We start from the raw sequence: 17,702 nt of genomic DNA on the forward strand, positions 1-17,702 counted from the left end.
CGTTCCGTGGCTCGGTCAGCCCTGGAACTTCTGCTCCCACTCACGTGATTCCCGCTCGATGAACTCGGGAGTGAGTTGTGTCGGATCGGGCCCGGCGATGTCATGGGCGTCGGCGGTCGCGCCGTCGATACCGGGCAGCGCAGTCGCGACCCCGATCGCCTGCGCCCGTTGACCTTCGGGGCTGACCAGGAAGTCGGCCAGAACCTGCGCAGCGTTGGGATGGGGCGCGACCGACGTGACGTGACCGTAGAACGGTGTTCCCCACGACGGCGTCGGGAGCGCCCAGTTCACCGGAGCGCCGGACGCGACCTCCTGCACGAGAGGCTGGACCATGGGGGAGACGACGACCTCACCGGAGGTGAGTGCCTGCGCGACCCCAAGCGCGCTCGGGTAGATGCGAGGCTGCTGCTCGGCGAGCTGGTCCACGAAATCGTCGCCGAAGTTCTCGCGGTAGAAGCGGTAGAGATCCACGTAGGACGCGATGCCGACAGGGTTGACCACGCCCACCTTGCCTCGGTACTCGGGGCGCAACACATCGCGCGGATCGGTGAGTCCGGCCGGCACGGTTCCCGTGTTCCACCCCATGCCGAAGGTGGCGGCGACGTCGAGGAAGAACCTGTCGTTCTTGACGCTGCGGTCCCGTCCGTAGTCCGGATCGTCGAACGCGTCGCCCTTCAGAGACTGGGAGTACGCGCCGGACTCCGCCGCCGACGCGATCCATGCCGTGTCCGTGACCACGTGTACGTCCGCCGTGCCCTTACCGGTCTTGTTCTCGGTCTCGACACGAGGATTCAGATCCGCGTCCGTTCCGCGAACGAAATCGAGAGTGATCTCGGGGTACGTCTGACTCCAGGCCTTCTTCACGCTGTCGAGGATCGTGGTGTTCTGGCTCGAGTACAACATCACCGACCCCTCGGACTTCGCCGCGGCGACGACGTCGTCCCAGCTCCCCTCCACGGGAGAGGTACCCCCTCCACCGCTGCTGCCGCACGCCGTCATCGTCAGCGCCACCACCCCGACCACAGCGATCGTGGTCGTCCGGATCGATCTACCGAGAACACTCATGTCCATCTCCTTTGTTGAACTGACCTCAGTTCACCAAGTAGGGTGGGCAGAGTCAAGAGCGGTGGCGGGGTCGCGTACAGGTCGGTGCGCTGGGTGAAGGAGTGTCGGATGACTCGAGGACGAGATGCGGCCACCGTGAGTGGCCCGACGCCGTACGACCCTGCTCGAACCGACCAGTACCAGGAATCGACGTCCGACGACGTCCGACCCGCGGCCGCCGACGAGGCGCTCACACTCGCGTCCGTGCTCGCGCAGCAGGCAGTGCTGTACGGCGTGCCCGCCGTCTACCAGTACGCGAATATGTGTGCACAGTGCGCTCCGGATGCCGACGGTGCACCGTGGTCCGTCAACACCTTGGTCCACGAGAGAAGCACGGCCGGTTCGGATTTCCGCCAGTTCCGGGTTCCGAACGTCGACACGGTCTACTCCAATGCCTGGCTGGATCTGACCGACGGACCGGTGACCATCGAGCTACCCGACTTCGGTGGCAGGTACTACACCCTCGAATTCCTGGACGCCCACAGCAACGTGAGCAACGTCAGCGCGCGGACGCATCCGGACGGTCCACGCAGGATCATGGTGATCGCGCCGGGCCAGGACGGCCCCGACACCGCGCGGTCGTCCGACGTCGTGTCCTTTCCCGTGTCCACGCCGCTGATGTGGCTGCTCATGCGCATCCAGGTTCACGGCGCTCCCGACGACATCGACACGGTCAGGACACTGCAGGACTCGGTCGTCCTCACCGGTCCACCTCCCCGGTCCCGTTCGTGGCCCGTTCTGCTCCGGGAGGAGGTGGAGTCGTCCGCCGCCGCGTTCCTGACGGCCCTCGATGCCGTGGTGGCCGTCAACGGTGTTCCGGTGCAGGATGTGTCGCACGTTCACCAGTTCCGTCAGCTGAACGTCGGTCCCGGTACGCCGGAGGTCGGCGATCTCGACGAGGTGGTGTCACGAGGCGCCGATCTCGGCTTCACACGCGCCATGTCCCTGCTCGACACGTCCCGATCCCGCCTCGGGCGGCGCACGGCGTCCGGGTGGACGCGGGTACTCGACAAGGGCGCACACGGACACAACTTCGTGGCACGCGCCGTCATGAACTTCGTGGGACTCGGAGCCAACGTCGTCGAGGAGAACTGCTCGTACAACACGTACGTCGACTCGGACGGAACCGCACTGACGGGCCTCGGAGGCCGCACCTACGAGATCACTTTCTCCGAACCCCCACCCGCAGAAGCGTTCTGGAGCTTCACCTTGTACGAGGCCGATACCGGCTGGCTGTACGACGCACCCGGCGACGTGTTCTCCGTCGGATCGACCACCTCGCCGGACGGTGTGGTGTCCACTCCCTCTCGAATCGTGGTCGGGTACGCGAGACCCGATGACCTCGATAGTCGGGAATGTTGGCTTCCCGCCCCACCACGTCCGTTCTTCCTGGTACTACGCATGTATCGACCTCACGAAGACGCGGTGACCGAACGTTGGTCACCGCCGCCTGTCGATCCGTCGAGGGTTCCGTCACCTACGGGCCCGTGAGCCTCGAACCACGTCTCAGCACGACCCCACCGAGCGAACGCTCCTGGACCATGTGAAAGGGAACCACCATGGCGATCGATCTGACCTACGACCCCGTCGTCCGCGAGTGGATCGAGCGCACCCGCACGTTCACCCGCGAGCACGTCCTGCCCATCGAGGACAAGTTCCTCGGTGACGTGACCGCCGCGGGCGGCGACGACCTACGCCGGGAACTGCAGGCCGCGGCGAAGGACGCAGCAGTCTTCGCTCCCCACGCGCCCCGCGAGTACGGCGGCGGCGGACTGTCCATGAGCGACCGCGCCCCCGTGTTCGAGGAAGCCGGCTACTCCCTCTTCGGACCGATCGCGACGAACATCGGCGCACCCGACGAAGGCAACGTCCACCTGCTCGCCCACGTCGCCTCCCCCGCCCAGAAGGAACAGTTCCTCGCCCCCCTCGCCCGCGGCGACGTGCGGTCCGCGTTCGCGATGACCGAACCCGCACCCGGCGCCGGCTCGGACCCCTCCGCCCTCACCACCACCGCCACCCGCACCGACGGCGGCTGGCGCATCGACGGCCACAAATGGTTCATCACCGGCGCCGACGGCGCCGGATTCTTCATCGTCATGGCCCGCACCTCCGGCACCCCCGGCGACCGCGGCGGCGCCACGATGTTCCTCGTCCCCGCCGACACCGCCGGCATCACCGTCGGCCGCCACATCAGCACCCTCGACCGCGCCATGATCGGCGGGCACTGCGAAGTCACCTTCGACCGCGTCGTCGTGCCCGAGGACAACGTCCTCGGCGCCGTCGACGAAGGATTCACCTACGCCCAGGTCCGCCTCGGACCCGCCCGCATGACCCACGTCATGCGCTGGCTCGGCGCCGCCCGACGCGGACACGACGTCGCCGTCGCCCACGTCGCCCACCGCGAAGGGTTCGGCAGCCGCCTCGGCGACCTCGGCATGGTGCAGAAGATGATCGCCGACAACGAGATCGACATCGCCGCCACCCGCGCCCTGCTCGTCACCGCCTGCCACGCACTCGACCGCGGCGACCCCGCGAGCAACGAGACCTCCATCGCCAAGACCTTCGCCGCCGAAGCCATCTTCCGCATCGTCGACCGCGGCGTGCAGATGTGCGGCGGACTCGGTGTCTCCGACGACCTGCCCCTCGCCCGACTCTCCCGCGAGGTCCGCCCCTTCCGCGTCTACGACGGCCCCTCCGAAGTGCACCGGTGGGCCATCGCCAAACGCGCCGTCGGCGCCGCCCGCCGCGCCGCCGCCAAGGAACAGCCGTGACCACCACGCTCCCCGGCATGAACATCGCCGCACTCGAGACGTTCCTGCGCGACAACGGCATCGACATCACCGGGCACCTGCGCGTCGACCGCATCGCCGGAGGCCGGTCCAACCTCACCTACCGCGCCCACGACGACACCACCTCGTGGATCGTGCGACGCCCCCCGGTCAGCGGACTCACCCCCTCCGCCCACGACATGGCCCGCGAGTGGACCGTCACCCGCGCCCTCGCCGGCACCGACGTCCCCGTCGCCACCGCCGTCGCCTTCGACGCCGACGGCGCCACCCTCGGAGCTCCGATGACCGTCGTCGAGTTCGTCCACGGACAGGTCGTGCGCACCCGCACCGACCTCGACGCCCTCACCGACGACGACATCGCCGCCAACACCAGCGAACTCGTCCGTGTCCTCGCCGCGCTGCACGCCGTCGACCACCACGAGGTCGGACTCGCCGACTTCGGTCGGCCCGACGGATTCACCGCCCGACAGGTCGCCACCTGGGGACGGCAATGGCACCGCGTCAAGACCCGCGACCTCAACGACATCGACCGACTCCACCGGGCCCTCACCGACGCCGTCCCCACCCACTGCGCCGCCGCCATCGTGCACGGCGACTACCGCGTCGACAACACCATCCTCACCCACGGTGAACCCGGAACCGTTGCCGCACTCGTCGACTGGGAGATGTCCACTCTCGGCGACCCCCTCACCGACATCGCCCTCATGTGCGCCTACCGGCAACCCATGTTCGACACCGTCCTCGGCGTCGACGCCGCCTGGACCTCCCCCCGCTACCCCGACGCCGACGACCTCGCCCAGCACTACGCCGCCGTATCCGGACGCGACCTCGCCCACTGGAACTTCTACCGCGCCCTCGCCGACTTCAAGATCGCCGTCATCGCCGAAGGCATCGCACACCGCGCCGCCACCTCCGACGACACGGACGGCACCGCCGCAGCAGCCGCCCACGCCACAGCCGAATTCGCCGCAGCCGGGCTGCGCGCGTTCTCACGGTGACCCGCAGACACCACTTCTGATCGAGAGGCCGACAGCAATGAACGACATCGAGTGCGACGTACTGGTCATCGGCGGCGGGATGGCCGGTCTGACCGCCGGAGCCCGCGCCGCGTCCGCAGGCAGATCCGTCGTCGTGGTGGAGGTCGGTGCGGATGTCGGCGGATCCGCGCGCTATGCCGGATACGTCTGGACGGCACCGGATCACACCGTCATGGACGCACAGAACCCGCACGGCAACGCTGCCCTGAGGCGACTGCTGGTGGACCGGTTCCAGGACGGCGTGCAGTGGTTACGTGACACCGGTGTGGAGGTGGGCGATGCGCAGCGAATCCTGTCCTTCGGGCGAGGACACAAGTTCGACACCAACCAGTACGTCGATCTGTGCAGGCGGATCGTCCTCGAGTCCGGCGGATCGGTCCTTCTGAACACGTGCACCGAGAGCCTGACGTTCGAGAACGGCGTCGTCACCGGCGCGGTGATCCGGACCGGCACCGCGGAACCACAGGACGTGCGGGCGGCGCACACCGTGCTCGCCACGGGCGGTTTCCAAGGGTCCGCAGCGCTGCTCGAGAAGCACGTTCATCCGAATGCAGGGCGCATGCAACTGCGCTCGAACCCCCACAGCACGGGCGTGGGCCTGACACTCGCCGAGAGCGTCGGCGCTGCCGCCGGTGCGATGAACGCCGGCTTCTACGGGCACCTGATTCCCAGCGGGGTGACCCTGACGGACCCGTCCGATTTCGTCGACATGTCGCTGTACTACAGCGAACACGCGCTCCTGTTCGATCTCGACGGGACGCGCTTCGTCGACGAGACACTCGGTGATCACCTGACGACGATGGCTCTGCTCGACCGGCGCGAGGCACGCGGGCTTCTCGTGGCGGACGCTCGCGTGCACCGGGACTGGGTCCTGGCGTCGTACGTCGAGGGCGCCGTGGCCGTCGACAAGTTCGCACTGGCGAGCAAGCGCGGGGGTCGGGTCGGACGAGCAGACACGCTCGAGGAGCTCGAATACCTACCGGAGGACTGGGGATACGACGGAGCCGCCATCGCGGCCGCGATCGCCGACTTCAACGAGTCCACCACGTCGGCGGAGGGCCCTGTGCCGGGCCGAGCGCTGGATGCGAGCCCGCTGAGCGAACCGCCTTACTACGTCATCGAAGCCGTCCCGGCCGTCACTTTCCCGTTTCACGGCGTCAGAGTCGACGGCGACGCCCGTGTTCTGACACCGAACGGCGAGCCGATTCCGGGCCTGCTGGCAGCCGGTTCCGACACGGGCGGCCTGTGGAACCGCGCGTACGCAGGCGGTCTGGCGGCCGCTCTGGTGCTCGGACTCGTCGCCGCGGAGACTGCCGGGTGACCCCTCGGGAAGGATGATGCCGCCGCCGCGCTGCGCGTGTCACGGCCCCTCGCGGCCGTGGAGGGTGGCGATGATGCGCTGCGCCTCCTCCACCGACGAATGCTCCCGAGTGACCGCTCCGGCCCGCAACATCGCCGACGCGACATCGACCGCCACGGCATGCCGCGCGACCAGGATGCCGATGGCCACGCTCGTGAGATCGGTTGCCTCGTCCCCGTCCACGGTCGCCAGCGCGGCGTCGCCTGCGACCACGGGCCCGATGACCCGCACCAGGTGTCCGATCAAGACGTCCGTTCCTGCCGGCAACGGCCCGCTCCACACCGAGCGCCGGTGCAGTTGCACGCACCCGAGGGGGGCGTCCACCGCGCCCAGTGGGAGCACCCTCACCCACCCGACATCCAATGCCACCAGGTCGTCGATCAGCAACGGCCACCGCGCCCCGTCGTGGCGGTCGTCCACGATGATCGTCCGGCCCACCGCACGGTCACTCGACACGAGATCGACATCCGCGCCGTGCAGGTACAGCAGGTCGGCGATCCTCTCCGCCGACGAGTCGGTGGTGTGCAGCACGCGTCGCGTATCGGGGTGACGCGGGGACGACACGACCACCGCGCCACCGTCCGCGCCGGCGACCCCGACACACACGTCGACGAAATCCGACAACCGCTCCCCCGGGCCGAGTCGAGGCCCGTCGGACGCGGTCGCGTCACCGGGGTCGTTCATGGTCCATCCCTCCACCAGGCGTTCGCAGATCGACTCGCGTACGCCTCGTTCAGCTTTCCCGTCCGCGACGACGGGGGCAGGTCGCATCCTCACGAGACGGCGGACGTGCTCGCGTCCGATACGCCGCCACGACAGAATCGGCGATGCGCCCGCGGTCGGCGATGGCGAAACCATGTCCACGCGCCCACGTGCGGATCGCCGCGGTCTCCGCGCGGTCCGCTGCCGTCCGACGCCGCACCGTCGAGATGTCCTCCGACCGACGTCCTCGGGTGCTCCACTCCGTGAGCAGGCCGTGGATCTGCGCTGCGTTCTCGGACGACAGGTCGATCTCGAACCATGTTCCCCGGTAACCGAACACGACGGTGTCGTCCGCGGACATCCCGTCCAGGTCGTCGATCAGCGTCACGTCAACCTTGCGAACCACGCGGAGCTCCTCGGACACACGTACGAACGACCACGCAGGGTGACCCCGCACGGGCCGATCTGCCGTTGTATCGGTAGGTAGTAGGAAGCCGCCACACTCTGGACGCCGCTGTCTGTGCGTGTCCATACCCTGTCCGGTGCCACTCAACCTTCCGTGAGGGGAAATTTTCTCTCTCGACTCCATGTGATCTTCGAGCGGTGTTTCAGGGTGGTCCCCCACTGGGCACAATTCTCCGCAGGTGCCCCGCTGCACCCGGAGTTCGGTGCTCGACTGTCGAAACCGACGGCGGTCGGCACCGACTTCCCGAGTTCGCGAGGCCCGTCACCGGTCGGCGCGACCTGAGACAGTGATGGAAAGAGCGCCGTGACCACGTCGGACCCCACACCGCCCGAGCTGCGGCTCGCTCTGGCCGTCCGGGCAGTTGCCGCACTCGCCGACGACGACCACGTCGCCGAGCTGCTCGATCGACTGACCGACGTCGCCTGCACCCTCGTCGATGCCGCCGACCACTGCGGCATCACGCTGTCGATCGGCGATGTCACCTTCACCGCCGCAGCCTCGAGCACGGAGATCGCGCCGATCAACGACCAGCAGTACTCCGCCGACGACGGTCCCTGTCTGCACGCGGCTCGCACGGCCGCCACCATCGTCGTCGATTGCACGGTCGACGACGATCGATGGCCGCATCTCGGACCTGCTGCTCGCCGCGTCGGCATCAACACCATGCTGTGTGCGCCGATCGTCTGCGACGATCGGCCGGTCGGATCGCTGACCCTGTTCGCCCGTGCACCACAGGGTTTCGACGATCTCGATCACCGCCTCGTCGAGCTGCTCACGGGAGTGACAGCGGATGCTCTCGAGAGGGCTCGACGTCGCCGCGAACTACACGGAACCATCGCCGGACTACGGGACGCGCTGGTGCACAGGGCTCCCATCGAACAGGCCAAGGGCATTCTGATGGCACTGCGTGGCATCGACGAGGATGCGGCCTTCACTGTGCTGTCCACCCGCTCCCAACATCTCAATCGCAAGGTGCGCGACATCGCCACCGAGTTCGTCGAGTCCGTCAGCGCCGCCGCGCCGACCGGCGATCTCTGACCACCGGCGGAGGCACCGTCGCGGTGCAGACAAAGTCGGTGGGACCGCCCCGACGTCCGAGCGAGAGCAGCAGCGGAGTTGCTCGCGACGCGCGAGCAGTCCGCACTCCTTGCAGAATATGCATCACATATGCAATATTCGCAGTACGCACGTGGGAGGGTCCGGGTGCGGAGACCGGAGGGGGTTCCATGATCACAGTGACCAGTGCCGCAGGCGGTGTCGGACGGCTGCTCGTCCGACAGCTGGCATCACGGGGTGTTCCGATACGAGCGGTGGTGAAGAACGACGACCAGGCCCGTACGACTCGGCGGGACGGGGCCACCGAGGTCGTCGTGGGCGATCTGAGAGCCCCGCAGACACTCGACACGGCCCTCGCCGGCACGACCGTCCTGTACCACGCGGCTCCGACGCAGATCATCGACGAGCGACCCATCATCGATCACCTCATCGCTTCAGGACCATCACATGGTCTGCAGCACATCGTGTTCCACTCGGTGATCCACCCCGAACTGCACCAGCTGACCCATCATCGGCAGAAGGACATCGCGGAGGGGATGCTGCTCGGCAGCGCGATCCCCACCACCGTCCTGAGACCGTCGCACTACATGCAGAACTACCTCGAGGTGTGGGACCTTCTGCACGCGGGCGTCATGCCGTACCCGGTCTCACCGGACAGCGTCATGGGAGTGGTCGACGTCGCCGATGTCGCCGAGGTGGCCGCCACCATCGCACTCGATCCGGACCCACACACCGGGCGTACCTACGACCTGTCCACCGTCGAACTGACTCGCCACCAGATGGCGGCGATCTGGTCGACGGTGTTGGGCCATCGCGTGACTGCTCTCCGCATCCCGCCGTCATCGCTCAGACACAGGACAGCCGCCCTGCCCGCGCTGGGACCGATCCTCGTCGAGGCCGTCCGGGCGACCGGAATGCACTCCGCGAGCCACCTCGTGCGGGGAATCGGCGCGGCCGCCAATCCCCGCGGCATGAACGAATGGCCGCACGATGCGCGCGAGGCGTACCGCACGATGATGTCGCATTACGACCGGCACGGACTTCCCGCCGGTGATCTGACCGTGCTTCCCGCACTGCTCGGACGCGAACCCACCTCCTACGAGGAGTTCGCCCGCCGGTCCGCCTCCGAGCGTGGGCATCGGTCGAAGGACTCCCGAGGATGAGTCGCTCGCAGGATCCATTCCGACCGGCGCGGTCCATGGTGACCGGGGCGAGTTCCGGCATCGGGGCCGAGTTCGCCCGAGCCCTGGCCGCGCGCGGCTCCGACCTGGTGTTGGTGGCACGACGGGAGGACCGGTTGACCGCTCTCGCAGCCGAACTCGAACGTGCACACGGCATCCACTGCCGTACGGTCTCCCATGATCTGTCGGAACCCGCAGCCGGACGTCGACTGCGGACCCTGGTTCCCGAGAAACTGGACCTCGTCGTCAACAATGCCGGCTTCGCAGTACAGGGCCCGTTCGTCGACAACGATGCCGACGACCTCGCGCGGCTCCTGGCGGTCGATGTCGCTGCAGTGGTGGACATCTGCTCTGCCTTCCTCCCCGACATGATCTCCCGCGGCACCGGATCCGTCGTCAACGTCGCCAGCACGACGGCGTTCCAACCCGTTCCCACCCTCGCCGTCTACGCCGCAGCCAAGGCGTTCGTCCTGAGCTTCACGCAGTCGTTGTGGTTCGAGTCCAGGCGCCACGGTGTCCGAGTGTTCGCACTCGCCCCGGGTCCGACGCGCACCGAGTTCTTCGATGTCATCGGCGAGTCCGCCGCGACGACCGGCTCGTACCAGTCACCCGCCGAGGTCGTCGCCACCGCGATGCGCGCCCTCGACGCCAGAACCTCACGTCCACAAGTCATCTCAGGACGGAGAAACACCATCGCGGCCGCCACGGCAGCGCTGACGCCACCTCGGGTACTGCTTCCGGCGGTGGCGCGGCTGCTGCGCTGATCTTCCGAGTTGCCCTCCCCGCTCGGCCGACTCGGACTGTAGTGTCACGATCATGGCCAGGGCCTCGAAGTTCACTGCGGCCGACCGTCGCGCCGCTGTGGAGCGTGCCTTCGAGGGAACAGAGAGTCCCACCGCCGTCGCATCCGATCTGGGTGTCCACCCGACCACTCTCTATCGGTGGGCCGCGTCCGACACCACGGACGACCCGGGGCCGGCGCCGACTCGGCTCGTCCACGCCACCCAGACGCTGCTCGAACACTCCGACTACGGCGACATCACCGTGGAGGCCGTGGCGCAGCACTGCGGACTCGCGGCCCGGACCGCATTCCACCACTTCCCCACCAAACGCGACCTGTTCCACGCAGCCGTCAACGATGCCGCCACCACGCTGATCGACCGCATGGCAACGCGTTCCGAGCAGGCGACGTGGCCGGACGATCCTCTGGGACAGCTGCGATCGTTCCTGCACATCGCCGCGGCCACCATCTACGACACTCCGGCGACCCACGTGCTGTTCCGCAACATCGGTGTTCCCCGCAGCGAAGGAACCGCCGAGGGGTGGCACACCGACTTCGTCGTCGCGATCGAACAACTGCTGCACAGAGCGGCCGATGCCGGTCAGATCGACCGCCACACCGACGTGGCCGCGGCAGCGCAACTCGTGACCGGCGCCATGCGCGGGATCCACACCGCCGTGTTCGACGGCGCCTCTCCCGATGTCGCACTCGACCTGGTGGACCGCGTTCCCCTGCTGATACCTGGCCCCCGTCGAACGTGAGATTCGCAGCGTCGAGGCACCCCGCACCTCACCCGATCACGCGGTACCGCAACATCATCTCGTGATCCTCGTGGTCGAGGATGTGGCAGTGCCACATGTAGCCCTGCAGATCTCCGGCCGGTGCGCTGTGAGCTGCATGGTCGTAGGACGCCAGGGCACCCGGTTCGGGCGGCCGGGGGAACACGGCGTCGGGATCGAAGTCGAGTTCCTCGGCGGTGGGGAATCGCACGACGATGCGAGTCACGGTGCCGGGATCGAGTCGCACCGTGTCCTTCCACCCGCTCTCCCATGGCGCGGGAGGGAGACCCGGGCCGGCGAGGAAGGGTTCCGGTGACGGCGTCCACTTCGTGCCGACGGCGGGTTGCGGATGAGCGAGTTGCAACTCCACGGTGCGCAGCGGGACGCGCTCGAGAATGCGGAAGTGCACCAGGTGCAGATGGATCGGATGCGGATCCGCGGTGATGTTCACGATGTCCCACCGCTCGGTGGTCCCGGCGCGGGGCGACTCGATGTCCCCGTCGGTGTAGCGGAGGTTGTTGAGAGCCATGTACGCCGGCGGAAGCCGTAGCGCGTACGGCTGACTGACGGTGACGACACGGTGGCGGTCGGGAGTTGCGATCGGCGGTAGGGGTTCCGGTCGTGATCCGCCGTCGCGCAGACGGTTCGGAATCGCGCCCGTGTGGCCGCGAGCCGCGGTGACGTCGAAGCGGCAGAAGTGCGTCATGGCGACGGCGCCCAGTTGCGCGGCCTGCAGTGGAGGTGCCTCGTCGTTGAGAAGCCGCACCGCCGTGCCGGGTTCGACTGCACCGAAGTCCACGAGCACGTCGTAGCGCTCACCCGGGGCGATCCGGAGGTGTCGGGTCTCGATCGGGGCATCGAGCAGTCCGCCGTCGTTGCCGATGACCAGGAACGGAATCTCGTGATCGAGGTAGAGATTCCAGACACTGTAGGATCCGGCGTTGATCATGCGGAAGCGATACAGCCCACGAGCGACCGGGACACGCGGCCACACAACACCGTTCACCACTCCGAGATCGCCGACGGCTCCACCTTCCCAGGACCCCTCGGGCACCACGGGGGTGGATCGCAGACTCGCTCTGCCATCAGGATTCAGGATCTTCTCCTGCAGTACGAGCGGCATCTCGAACTCACCTGCGGGCAGACCCAGCGGATTGCTCGGCTCGCCGGTGTCGAAGCGGTCGCGAAGCAGAACGTTCCCGGCGAGTCCGCCGTACACGTTCGCGCGGGTGATTCCCATGGCGTGGTCGTGGTACCAGAAGTGCGCAGCTTCCTGGCGGAACGGGAACTCGTAGCGCAGGGTGCGACCGTAATGCACGAGTTGCTCGGCGTGCCCGTCGCTGTCCGGCGGAGTCAGCCCACCGTGCAGATGCAGCACCGTCGGCGGACTGGTCCGGAAGAGAGGCGAAACCCCGTGGAGACTCGTGTCGAGATCGCGCGCGAACGGATGCGGGCCGAGGTCGTTGGTGAGCGTGAGCGACATCCGTTGACCGGACACCGCTTCGAGGGTGGGGCCGAGCACCGTGGTCGCCACCCCGTCCACCTCGTACGCCATCGCCGGCGCCGCAGACACTCCCGAGTGATACCGATGCATCGTGGACACGGTTCGGACAACGTGGTCGGCCCCGCGCACAGTAGGTAGCGGAGCCACCTCGTCGATGTACGGCGTCAGTGCCGGCGAGTGGAACAACAGCGGACTCGAGAGGGTCGGCTGAGCCTGAGCGCGGGTGGCAACACCCCCCGTCGCACCCACTGTCACCGCCAAGCCCAGATTGCGCAGGAACCGCCGGCGCGCCATCGCACCGTCACGACCGACCGAGAACTCCTCCGCCACTTCGCACCCCCATGCCCGCGGCGCGAGTGCGCCGAGCTGACCGTACCGCACCGTATGGTGTGTCAGGCCCGTTTCGGCGGAGTGACGGGCAGCTACCGCGCGGTCAGCAGGGCGAACATCGCCCGCACCTCGTCCGGGGTCGGCGTGGGAAGGTTGTCGCGGGCATGCACGAAACCGATTCCCGCGTACACGAGAAAGCCTGCCCGCAACCGTGCCTCGGCCTCGTCGAACCCCAGTTCGCGCATCGAGTTCTGAACCACGTCGAAGATGCGTTGATCGAGCTCCCGGACGACCACGGCAATCTTGTCGTAGGTCCGAGCCCAGTCCCGCACTGCCGCTTCGACAGCCCAGGTACGTTCCTGCAGAAGCAGTTCCGCCATCACCTGCAGTCGCGTGTCCACGGGTACGGTGTCCACCTGCGCCAGCCCGCGAAGCGTGTCGTTCTGCTCGTCGCACCACTTGTCGGCGATGGCGGTCATCAGCTCGTCGATGTCGGCGAAGTGCCAGTAGAAGCTGCCCTTGGTCACCTTCAACCGCTCGCACAGCGTCGTGATCTTCACTTCCGACACGCCCTCGCTCACCAGTAGTGCGAAGGCGGCGTCGATCCAGTCGTCGACGGTGAGTCGCGGAGCCCGTGGCGCGGGCGCCGACTTCTTCTCGCTGCCACGCCGTCGACGTGCGGGAGCGCCACTCCGGGTGCGGGCATCGCCGGACGCGGCCTCGGGTGCCATCGCTCTCCTTCGTGTCATCGGGCTCGACTGATCCGTCGATCGTACGATCACCTCGTCGGCTCAGGTCCGACCGAGTGCATCCAGCGCGAGTCGCCGTACCTGCTCGTCTCCCGAGAGCCGGGTGTGGTCGACCGTGCTCGTCGGATCGACGGACTGCACGACGATTGCCTCGCCACCCGGCATCGCACTCGTGAGCGGATCGGTCACGAGTCCGTCGGTCGCCGTGACGAGGTCCACGTACCGCACCCCAGCGACCGGTACGTCGACGGGCGGAGTCGTGAGAAACGACGACCCCGCGACGATCTGGCCGCACGCCCCGCACCACGGACCCACCAGGGGCTTCTCCAGACGGGCCAGCTCGTCGTAGATTCCGATACCGCGATTGAACGCGGCGATCGTGCCCGCTCCGGCGAGGTTCGTCCCGTGCCAGAGCGGTCCGAGCGTGACCAGAGTGGACACGGGGGCAAGTCCGTCGTCCACGGGGTGGGTCAGTGCGTACTGCACGGCCAGCGCTCCCGCGCCGCGTGCCATGACGCGGATCCGCGACTCCCCGGTGCGAGAGAGGATCCCGTCGATCGCCGACCGCACCTGCGATGCGGAGTCCTCGAGTGCAGCCAGACCGCCGACGGTGGCGACCGGCCGCAGCGCTTCCGTGAGGGCCGATTCACCGTAGGTCAGTGCAACCGGACACCACCCCCGACTCGTCAGATCGTTGGTCCACCCGTCCCACTCCGCCGCGGAGGAACCCAGATCGTGCACCAGCAGAACAGTGTCGACGCACGGATCCGCCGGGCCGGCCGTGGCCGGAGCCACGACACACGCCTGGACTCCGGTCGCGATGAGCACGACGGACATGAGCCTGCTGCACAACGACATTCATCTCTCCCGAGGTCGTATCATCGAAACCGTTCGAACACACCATACAGTGCGGTATGGTGGTCTGAGTCACAGCCGCTGTTGCTGATTGTCACCGGAAGGGTATGCCGCATGGACCACGCACGGACACGGGGTCGGCCGGTGAGCGTCTCCACCTCGCGAGCAGTCACGTCGGCAGCACGCGGCGCGGTGTCGTCACTCGGCGAGTCCTACTCCCTGGCACTCGACACCGCCCGAGCACTCGCGACGCGGCCGTTCCAGTGGCGGGAGTTCGTCGATCAGAGCTGGTTCATCGCCCGGGTCTCCCTACTTCCGACGATCCTGATGTCGGTCCCCTTCACGGTGCTGGTCGTCTTCACTCTGAACTCGTTGCTCATCGAGATCGGTGCATCCGATCTGAGCGGTGCGGGCGCAGGCCTGGGCGCCGTTACCCAAATCGGGCCGCTGGTCACCGTGCTCGTCGTGGCCGGCGCTGCGGCCACTGCGATCGCCGCAGATCTCGGATCGCGCACCATCCGCGAGGAGGTGGACGCCATGGAGGTGCTGGGTATCGATCCGGTGCACCGCCTCGTCCTGCCTCGCGTCCTCGCCTGCACCCTTGTCGCAGCCCTCCTGAACGGCGCCGTATGCACCATCGGACTGGTGGGCGGTTTCTTCTTCTCCGTGTACCTCCAGGACGTCACGCCGGGTGCCTATGCCGCCGGAGTCACACTGCTGGTGGGACTTCCGGAACTTCTGCTCTCCGAGGTGAAGGCAGCATTGTTCGGTCTCCTCGCCGCGCTGGTCGCCTGCTACCGCGGACTGTCCGTGCGGGGTGGGCCGAAGAGCGTCGGGGAGGCGGTCAACGAGACTGTCGTGTTCTCGTTCGTCGCCCTGTTCCTGGCCAACCTCGTCCTCACCTCCGTGGGCCTCGCCGTGAGCGGCCGCTGATGGTGCTCGAGATGAGCGATGCCGCCGATGCGATGCGACGCCGGGCGAACGCCGCCTCCCGAGCTGTGGACGTGCTCGGCGAACGCGCGATCTTCTTCACGCGTGCACTCGCGTCCACCGGCCGTGCCGTGCGGTCGTACCGCGGGGAGACGATGCGCGTCATCGCCGAGATATCCCTCGGCACCGGGGTTCTCGCCGCGATCGGTGGCAGCATCGTCATCCTCGGCTTCCTCACGTTGTTCGCCGGAGCCACCGTCGCGGTGCAGGGTTTCGACTCGCTCGGGAGCATCGGGGTCGACGCGTTGACCGGGTTCCTCGCCGCCTACGTCAACGTCCGGGTGGTCGCACCGGTCACCGCGGGAGTCGGACTGGCCGCGACCATCGGTGCCGGGACCACCGCCGCCCTCGGCGCCATGCGGATCAGTGAGGAGATCGACGCGCTCGAGGTCATGGCGATCAAGTCGCTCCCGTACCTCGTCGGCACCCGCATCGTCGCGGGCATCGTCGCCGTGGTTCCGCTCTACGCACTGTCGCTGATCACGTCGTTCCTCGCGAGCCGGGTCGCGACCGTCGTGGTGCTGGGCCAGTCCGGCGGGGTCTACGACCACTACTTCTCCACGTTCCTCGTCCCGACGGACGTTCTGTGGTCGTTCGTCCAAGTCATCGTCATGGCCGTCGCGGTCATGGTCATCCACACCTACTACGGCTACACCGCCTCCGGGGGTCCTGCCGGCGTCGGCACAGCCACCGGACGCGCCGTGCGCCTGTCCCTCATCACGGTCGTCAGCGTCACGCTGCTGATCTCGCTCGCGCTGTACGGCAGCGCACGATCCGTGCATCTGGCAGGGTGACATGACACGACCCTCCGCCCGCCTCAAAGGTGCTGCGCTCCTGTCGATTCTGTTGATCGTCGGAGTCGTCGCGGCGGCCTACCTCGCCTATCGGGGCACCGTCACCGACGCGATCGCGCCATCGGTCTCGGTGTCGGTGCAGTCCGATCGCGCCGGGCTGGTGATGCAGCGGGGCGCCCTAGTCAAGATGAACGGTGTCGAGATCGGGACCGTCTCGCAGGTCCGCCCGTCGATCCGCGGAGCCGTGATCGACCTCCGCCTCCGCGCCGACATCGCGGGTTCGGTGCCCTCCGATGTCGTGGCCACCATCGCCGCCACCACCATCTTCGGATCGAAGATGGTCACCCTCACCGCTCCTCCGGCACCGTCCGCCGTGCCCATCGCCGACGGCGCCGTCATCGCCGCCTCCTCCGTCACTGTGGAGGTGAACTCCGTGTTCGAATCCCTCACGTCCGTTCTCGTCGCGTCGCAACCAGAGAAGCTGAATACCACCCTGGGAGCACTCTCGACCGCCCTGAACGGTCGCGGCCGTGCGCTGGGCACGACCATCGAGAACCTGGACATCGTGCTCGGGGCGGTCACCCCGCTCGTTCCCACTCTCCGAGGCGACCTGCGTTCCGCTGCTGTCACATCCAGTGCACTGGGTGACAGCGCACCGGATCTGGTCAGCACTCTGGCCTCGCTGACCACCACCGCGCGCACGGTCACCGACAGCACCGATGCGCTCGGCCCCGCCCTGACGTCGCTGACGGAAGCGGCGACCGACGCTCGCACCGTTCTCGCGGAGAACGCCGACGGAGTGACAGCCACGGTGGCCGACCTCGTCCCGACGACCGGGTTGCTGCGGGAGTACTCCCCCGAGTTCACGTGCTTCCTTCAGGGCGCCGACGTCGCACGGCAGGCCGCAGAGAAGGTCTCCGGCGGAAACGGCCGCACGATGTTGCTGAACAGCACCGTGCTGTTCGGGGTGCCGGCGTACGAGTACGCCACCGACCTGCCGAAGGTCGCTGCCACCGGCGGGCCTCGGTGCGGTGCGCTGCCGCTGCTGTCCGACAGCGACATTCCGGCACCCTACGTCCGCGCCGACACCGGATCGAACCCGTTCCGCGCCGGTCTCACCGCTCCCGTCCTCGACCCGGCGTCCATCATCGACTTCCTGCCCGGCGGTCTCGCAGCACCGAGCACGACTCGATGAGTCACCGGGGCAAACTTGTTCGGCTCACGA

At 67.8% G+C, this 17,702-nt stretch carries 17 protein-coding genes; 11 read left to right on the plus strand and 6 right to left on the minus strand.

All coding sequences use genetic code 11. From position 1 onward, the window contains the following. Window positions 1-15: 15 nt before the first annotated feature. Window positions 16-1,065, minus strand: a complete 1,050-nt coding sequence (locus HQ312_RS17940) for an extracellular solute-binding protein (RefSeq protein WP_222639997.1) — start codon at window positions 1,063-1,065, stop codon at window positions 16-18. Window positions 1,066-1,173: 108 nt separating this feature from the next. Here HQ312_RS17940 and HQ312_RS17945 point away from each other — a divergent pair, with 108 nt between their 5' ends. The 4 genes from HQ312_RS17945 to HQ312_RS17960 all read left to right on the plus strand — a co-directional run bounded on the left by HQ312_RS17945 (window position 1,174) and on the right by HQ312_RS17960 (window position 6,251). Further along, window positions 1,174-2,595, plus strand: a complete 1,422-nt coding sequence (locus HQ312_RS17945; RefSeq protein ID WP_222639999.1) for a DUF1254 domain-containing protein — start codon at window positions 1,174-1,176, stop codon at window positions 2,593-2,595. Window positions 2,596-2,663: 68 nt separating this feature from the next. Beyond that, window positions 2,664-3,875: an acyl-CoA dehydrogenase family protein gene (locus HQ312_RS17950; protein ID WP_222640001.1), complete on the plus strand. Its 1,212-nt coding sequence runs from the start codon at window positions 2,664-2,666 to the stop codon at window positions 3,873-3,875. Window positions 3,876-3,892: 17 nt separating this feature from the next. Then, window positions 3,893-4,891: a phosphotransferase family protein gene (locus tag HQ312_RS17955; RefSeq protein ID WP_222640446.1), complete on the plus strand. Its 999-nt coding sequence runs from the start codon at window positions 3,893-3,895 to the stop codon at window positions 4,889-4,891. A 37-nt stretch (window positions 4,892-4,928) separates the two neighbouring features. Continuing rightward, complete coding sequence (locus tag HQ312_RS17960; protein ID WP_222640009.1) at window positions 4,929-6,251, plus strand: FAD-binding protein; 1,323 nt, start codon at window positions 4,929-4,931, stop codon at window positions 6,249-6,251. A gap of 39 nt (window positions 6,252-6,290) precedes the next feature. Here the strand turns inward: HQ312_RS17960 and HQ312_RS17965 are convergent, their stop codons facing one another. Continuing rightward, the gene (locus HQ312_RS17965; protein WP_222640011.1) at window positions 6,291-6,974 is read right to left on the minus strand and encodes a hypothetical protein; all 684 of its coding nucleotides are present in this window, start codon (window positions 6,972-6,974) and stop codon (window positions 6,291-6,293) included. A 49-nt stretch (window positions 6,975-7,023) separates the two neighbouring features. Continuing rightward, window positions 7,024-7,398 carry an Lsr2 family protein gene (locus tag HQ312_RS17970; RefSeq protein WP_081821111.1) on the minus strand — a complete coding sequence of 125 codons (375 nt, stop codon included), beginning with the start codon at window positions 7,396-7,398 and terminating at the stop codon, window positions 7,024-7,026. Between the two features lie 363 nt (window positions 7,399-7,761). Here HQ312_RS17970 and HQ312_RS17975 point away from each other — a divergent pair, with 363 nt between their 5' ends. From HQ312_RS17975 to HQ312_RS17990, 4 genes are all read left to right on the plus strand, one after another. Beyond that, the gene (locus HQ312_RS17975; protein WP_051613020.1) at window positions 7,762-8,496 is read left to right on the plus strand and encodes a GAF and ANTAR domain-containing protein; all 735 of its coding nucleotides are present in this window, start codon (window positions 7,762-7,764) and stop codon (window positions 8,494-8,496) included. A gap of 188 nt (window positions 8,497-8,684) precedes the next feature. Then, window positions 8,685-9,677: an SDR family oxidoreductase gene (locus HQ312_RS17980; RefSeq protein ID WP_222640019.1), complete on the plus strand. Its 993-nt coding sequence runs from the start codon at window positions 8,685-8,687 to the stop codon at window positions 9,675-9,677. Next, window positions 9,674-10,459 carry an SDR family oxidoreductase gene (locus HQ312_RS17985; RefSeq protein WP_222640021.1) on the plus strand — a complete coding sequence of 262 codons (786 nt, stop codon included), beginning with the start codon at window positions 9,674-9,676 and terminating at the stop codon, window positions 10,457-10,459. Before HQ312_RS17980 ends, HQ312_RS17985 begins: the two co-directional genes overlap by 4 nt. A gap of 52 nt (window positions 10,460-10,511) precedes the next feature. After that, entirely contained in the window at window positions 10,512-11,237 is a 726-nt protein-coding gene (locus HQ312_RS17990) for a TetR family transcriptional regulator (RefSeq protein WP_222640023.1), read from the plus strand. Window positions 11,238-11,265: 28 nt separating this feature from the next. Here the strand turns inward: HQ312_RS17990 and HQ312_RS17995 are convergent, their stop codons facing one another. The 3 genes from HQ312_RS17995 to HQ312_RS18005 all read right to left on the minus strand — a co-directional run bounded on the left by HQ312_RS17995 (window position 11,266) and on the right by HQ312_RS18005 (window position 14,675). Beyond that, entirely contained in the window at window positions 11,266-13,053 is a 1,788-nt protein-coding gene (locus HQ312_RS17995; protein ID WP_222640454.1) for a multicopper oxidase family protein, read from the minus strand. Window positions 13,054-13,181: 128 nt separating this feature from the next. Continuing rightward, window positions 13,182-13,820, minus strand: a complete 639-nt coding sequence (locus tag HQ312_RS18000) for a TetR/AcrR family transcriptional regulator (protein ID WP_222640025.1) — start codon at window positions 13,818-13,820, stop codon at window positions 13,182-13,184. A 60-nt stretch (window positions 13,821-13,880) separates the two neighbouring features. Further along, window positions 13,881-14,675 carry a triacylglycerol lipase gene (locus HQ312_RS18005; RefSeq protein ID WP_222640028.1) on the minus strand — a complete coding sequence of 265 codons (795 nt, stop codon included), beginning with the start codon at window positions 14,673-14,675 and terminating at the stop codon, window positions 13,881-13,883. Window positions 14,676-14,807: 132 nt separating this feature from the next. On the opposite strand from HQ312_RS18005, the gene HQ312_RS18010 reads away from it, so the two are divergent. From HQ312_RS18010 to HQ312_RS18020, 3 genes are read left to right on the plus strand one after another with little or no spacing between them, the layout of a single operon-like run. Continuing rightward, window positions 14,808-15,626: an ABC transporter permease gene (locus tag HQ312_RS18010; protein WP_222640031.1), complete on the plus strand. Its 819-nt coding sequence runs from the start codon at window positions 14,808-14,810 to the stop codon at window positions 15,624-15,626. Beyond that, window positions 15,626-16,477, plus strand: a complete 852-nt coding sequence (locus HQ312_RS18015; protein WP_374198309.1) for an ABC transporter permease — start codon at window positions 15,626-15,628, stop codon at window positions 16,475-16,477. The genes HQ312_RS18010 and HQ312_RS18015 overlap by 1 nt, the downstream gene beginning before the upstream one ends. A gap of 1 nt (window position 16,478) precedes the next feature. Continuing rightward, on the plus strand, window positions 16,479-17,672 hold the full coding sequence (locus HQ312_RS18020) for an MCE family protein (protein ID WP_222640044.1): 1,194 nt from the start codon (window positions 16,479-16,481) through the stop codon (window positions 17,670-17,672). The last annotated feature ends 30 nt before the right edge of the window (window positions 17,673-17,702 follow it).

The sequence above is a fragment of the Rhodococcus sp. BP-316 genome, assembly GCF_019836105.1.
Lineage (GTDB): Bacteria > Actinomycetota > Actinomycetes > Mycobacteriales > Mycobacteriaceae > Rhodococcoides.

Bases quoted from the DNA above. Each gene is read 5' to 3' on its own strand.
- HQ312_RS18005 (WP_222640028.1), bottom strand. From the start codon at position 14,675: ATGTCCGTCGTGCTCATCGCGACCGGAGTCCAGGCGTGTGTCGTGGCT.
- HQ312_RS17945 (WP_222639999.1), top strand. From the start codon at position 1,174: ATGACTCGAGGACGAGATGCGGCCACCGTGAGTGGCCCGACGCCGTAC.
- HQ312_RS17965 (WP_222640011.1), bottom strand. From the start codon at position 6,974: ATGAACGACCCCGGTGACGCGACCGCGTCCGACGGGCCTCGACTCGGC.
- HQ312_RS18010 (WP_222640031.1), top strand. From the start codon at position 14,808: ATGGACCACGCACGGACACGGGGTCGGCCGGTGAGCGTCTCCACCTCG.
- HQ312_RS17940 (WP_222639997.1), bottom strand. From the start codon at position 1,065: ATGAGTGTTCTCGGTAGATCGATCCGGACGACCACGATCGCTGTGGTC.
- HQ312_RS17960 (WP_222640009.1), top strand. From the start codon at position 4,929: ATGAACGACATCGAGTGCGACGTACTGGTCATCGGCGGCGGGATGGCC.
- HQ312_RS17995 (WP_222640454.1), bottom strand. From the start codon at position 13,053: ATGGCGCGCCGGCGGTTCCTGCGCAATCTGGGCTTGGCGGTGACAGTG.
- HQ312_RS18020 (WP_222640044.1), top strand. From the start codon at position 16,479: ATGACACGACCCTCCGCCCGCCTCAAAGGTGCTGCGCTCCTGTCGATT.
- HQ312_RS18015 (WP_374198309.1), top strand. From the start codon at position 15,626: ATGGTGCTCGAGATGAGCGATGCCGCCGATGCGATGCGACGCCGGGCG.
- HQ312_RS17950 (WP_222640001.1), top strand. From the start codon at position 2,664: ATGGCGATCGATCTGACCTACGACCCCGTCGTCCGCGAGTGGATCGAG.
- HQ312_RS17990 (WP_222640023.1), top strand. From the start codon at position 10,512: ATGGCCAGGGCCTCGAAGTTCACTGCGGCCGACCGTCGCGCCGCTGTG.
- HQ312_RS17980 (WP_222640019.1), top strand. From the start codon at position 8,685: ATGATCACAGTGACCAGTGCCGCAGGCGGTGTCGGACGGCTGCTCGTC.
- HQ312_RS17985 (WP_222640021.1), top strand. From the start codon at position 9,674: ATGAGTCGCTCGCAGGATCCATTCCGACCGGCGCGGTCCATGGTGACC.
- HQ312_RS18000 (WP_222640025.1), bottom strand. From the start codon at position 13,820: ATGGCACCCGAGGCCGCGTCCGGCGATGCCCGCACCCGGAGTGGCGCT.
- HQ312_RS17955 (WP_222640446.1), top strand. From the start codon at position 3,893: ATGAACATCGCCGCACTCGAGACGTTCCTGCGCGACAACGGCATCGAC.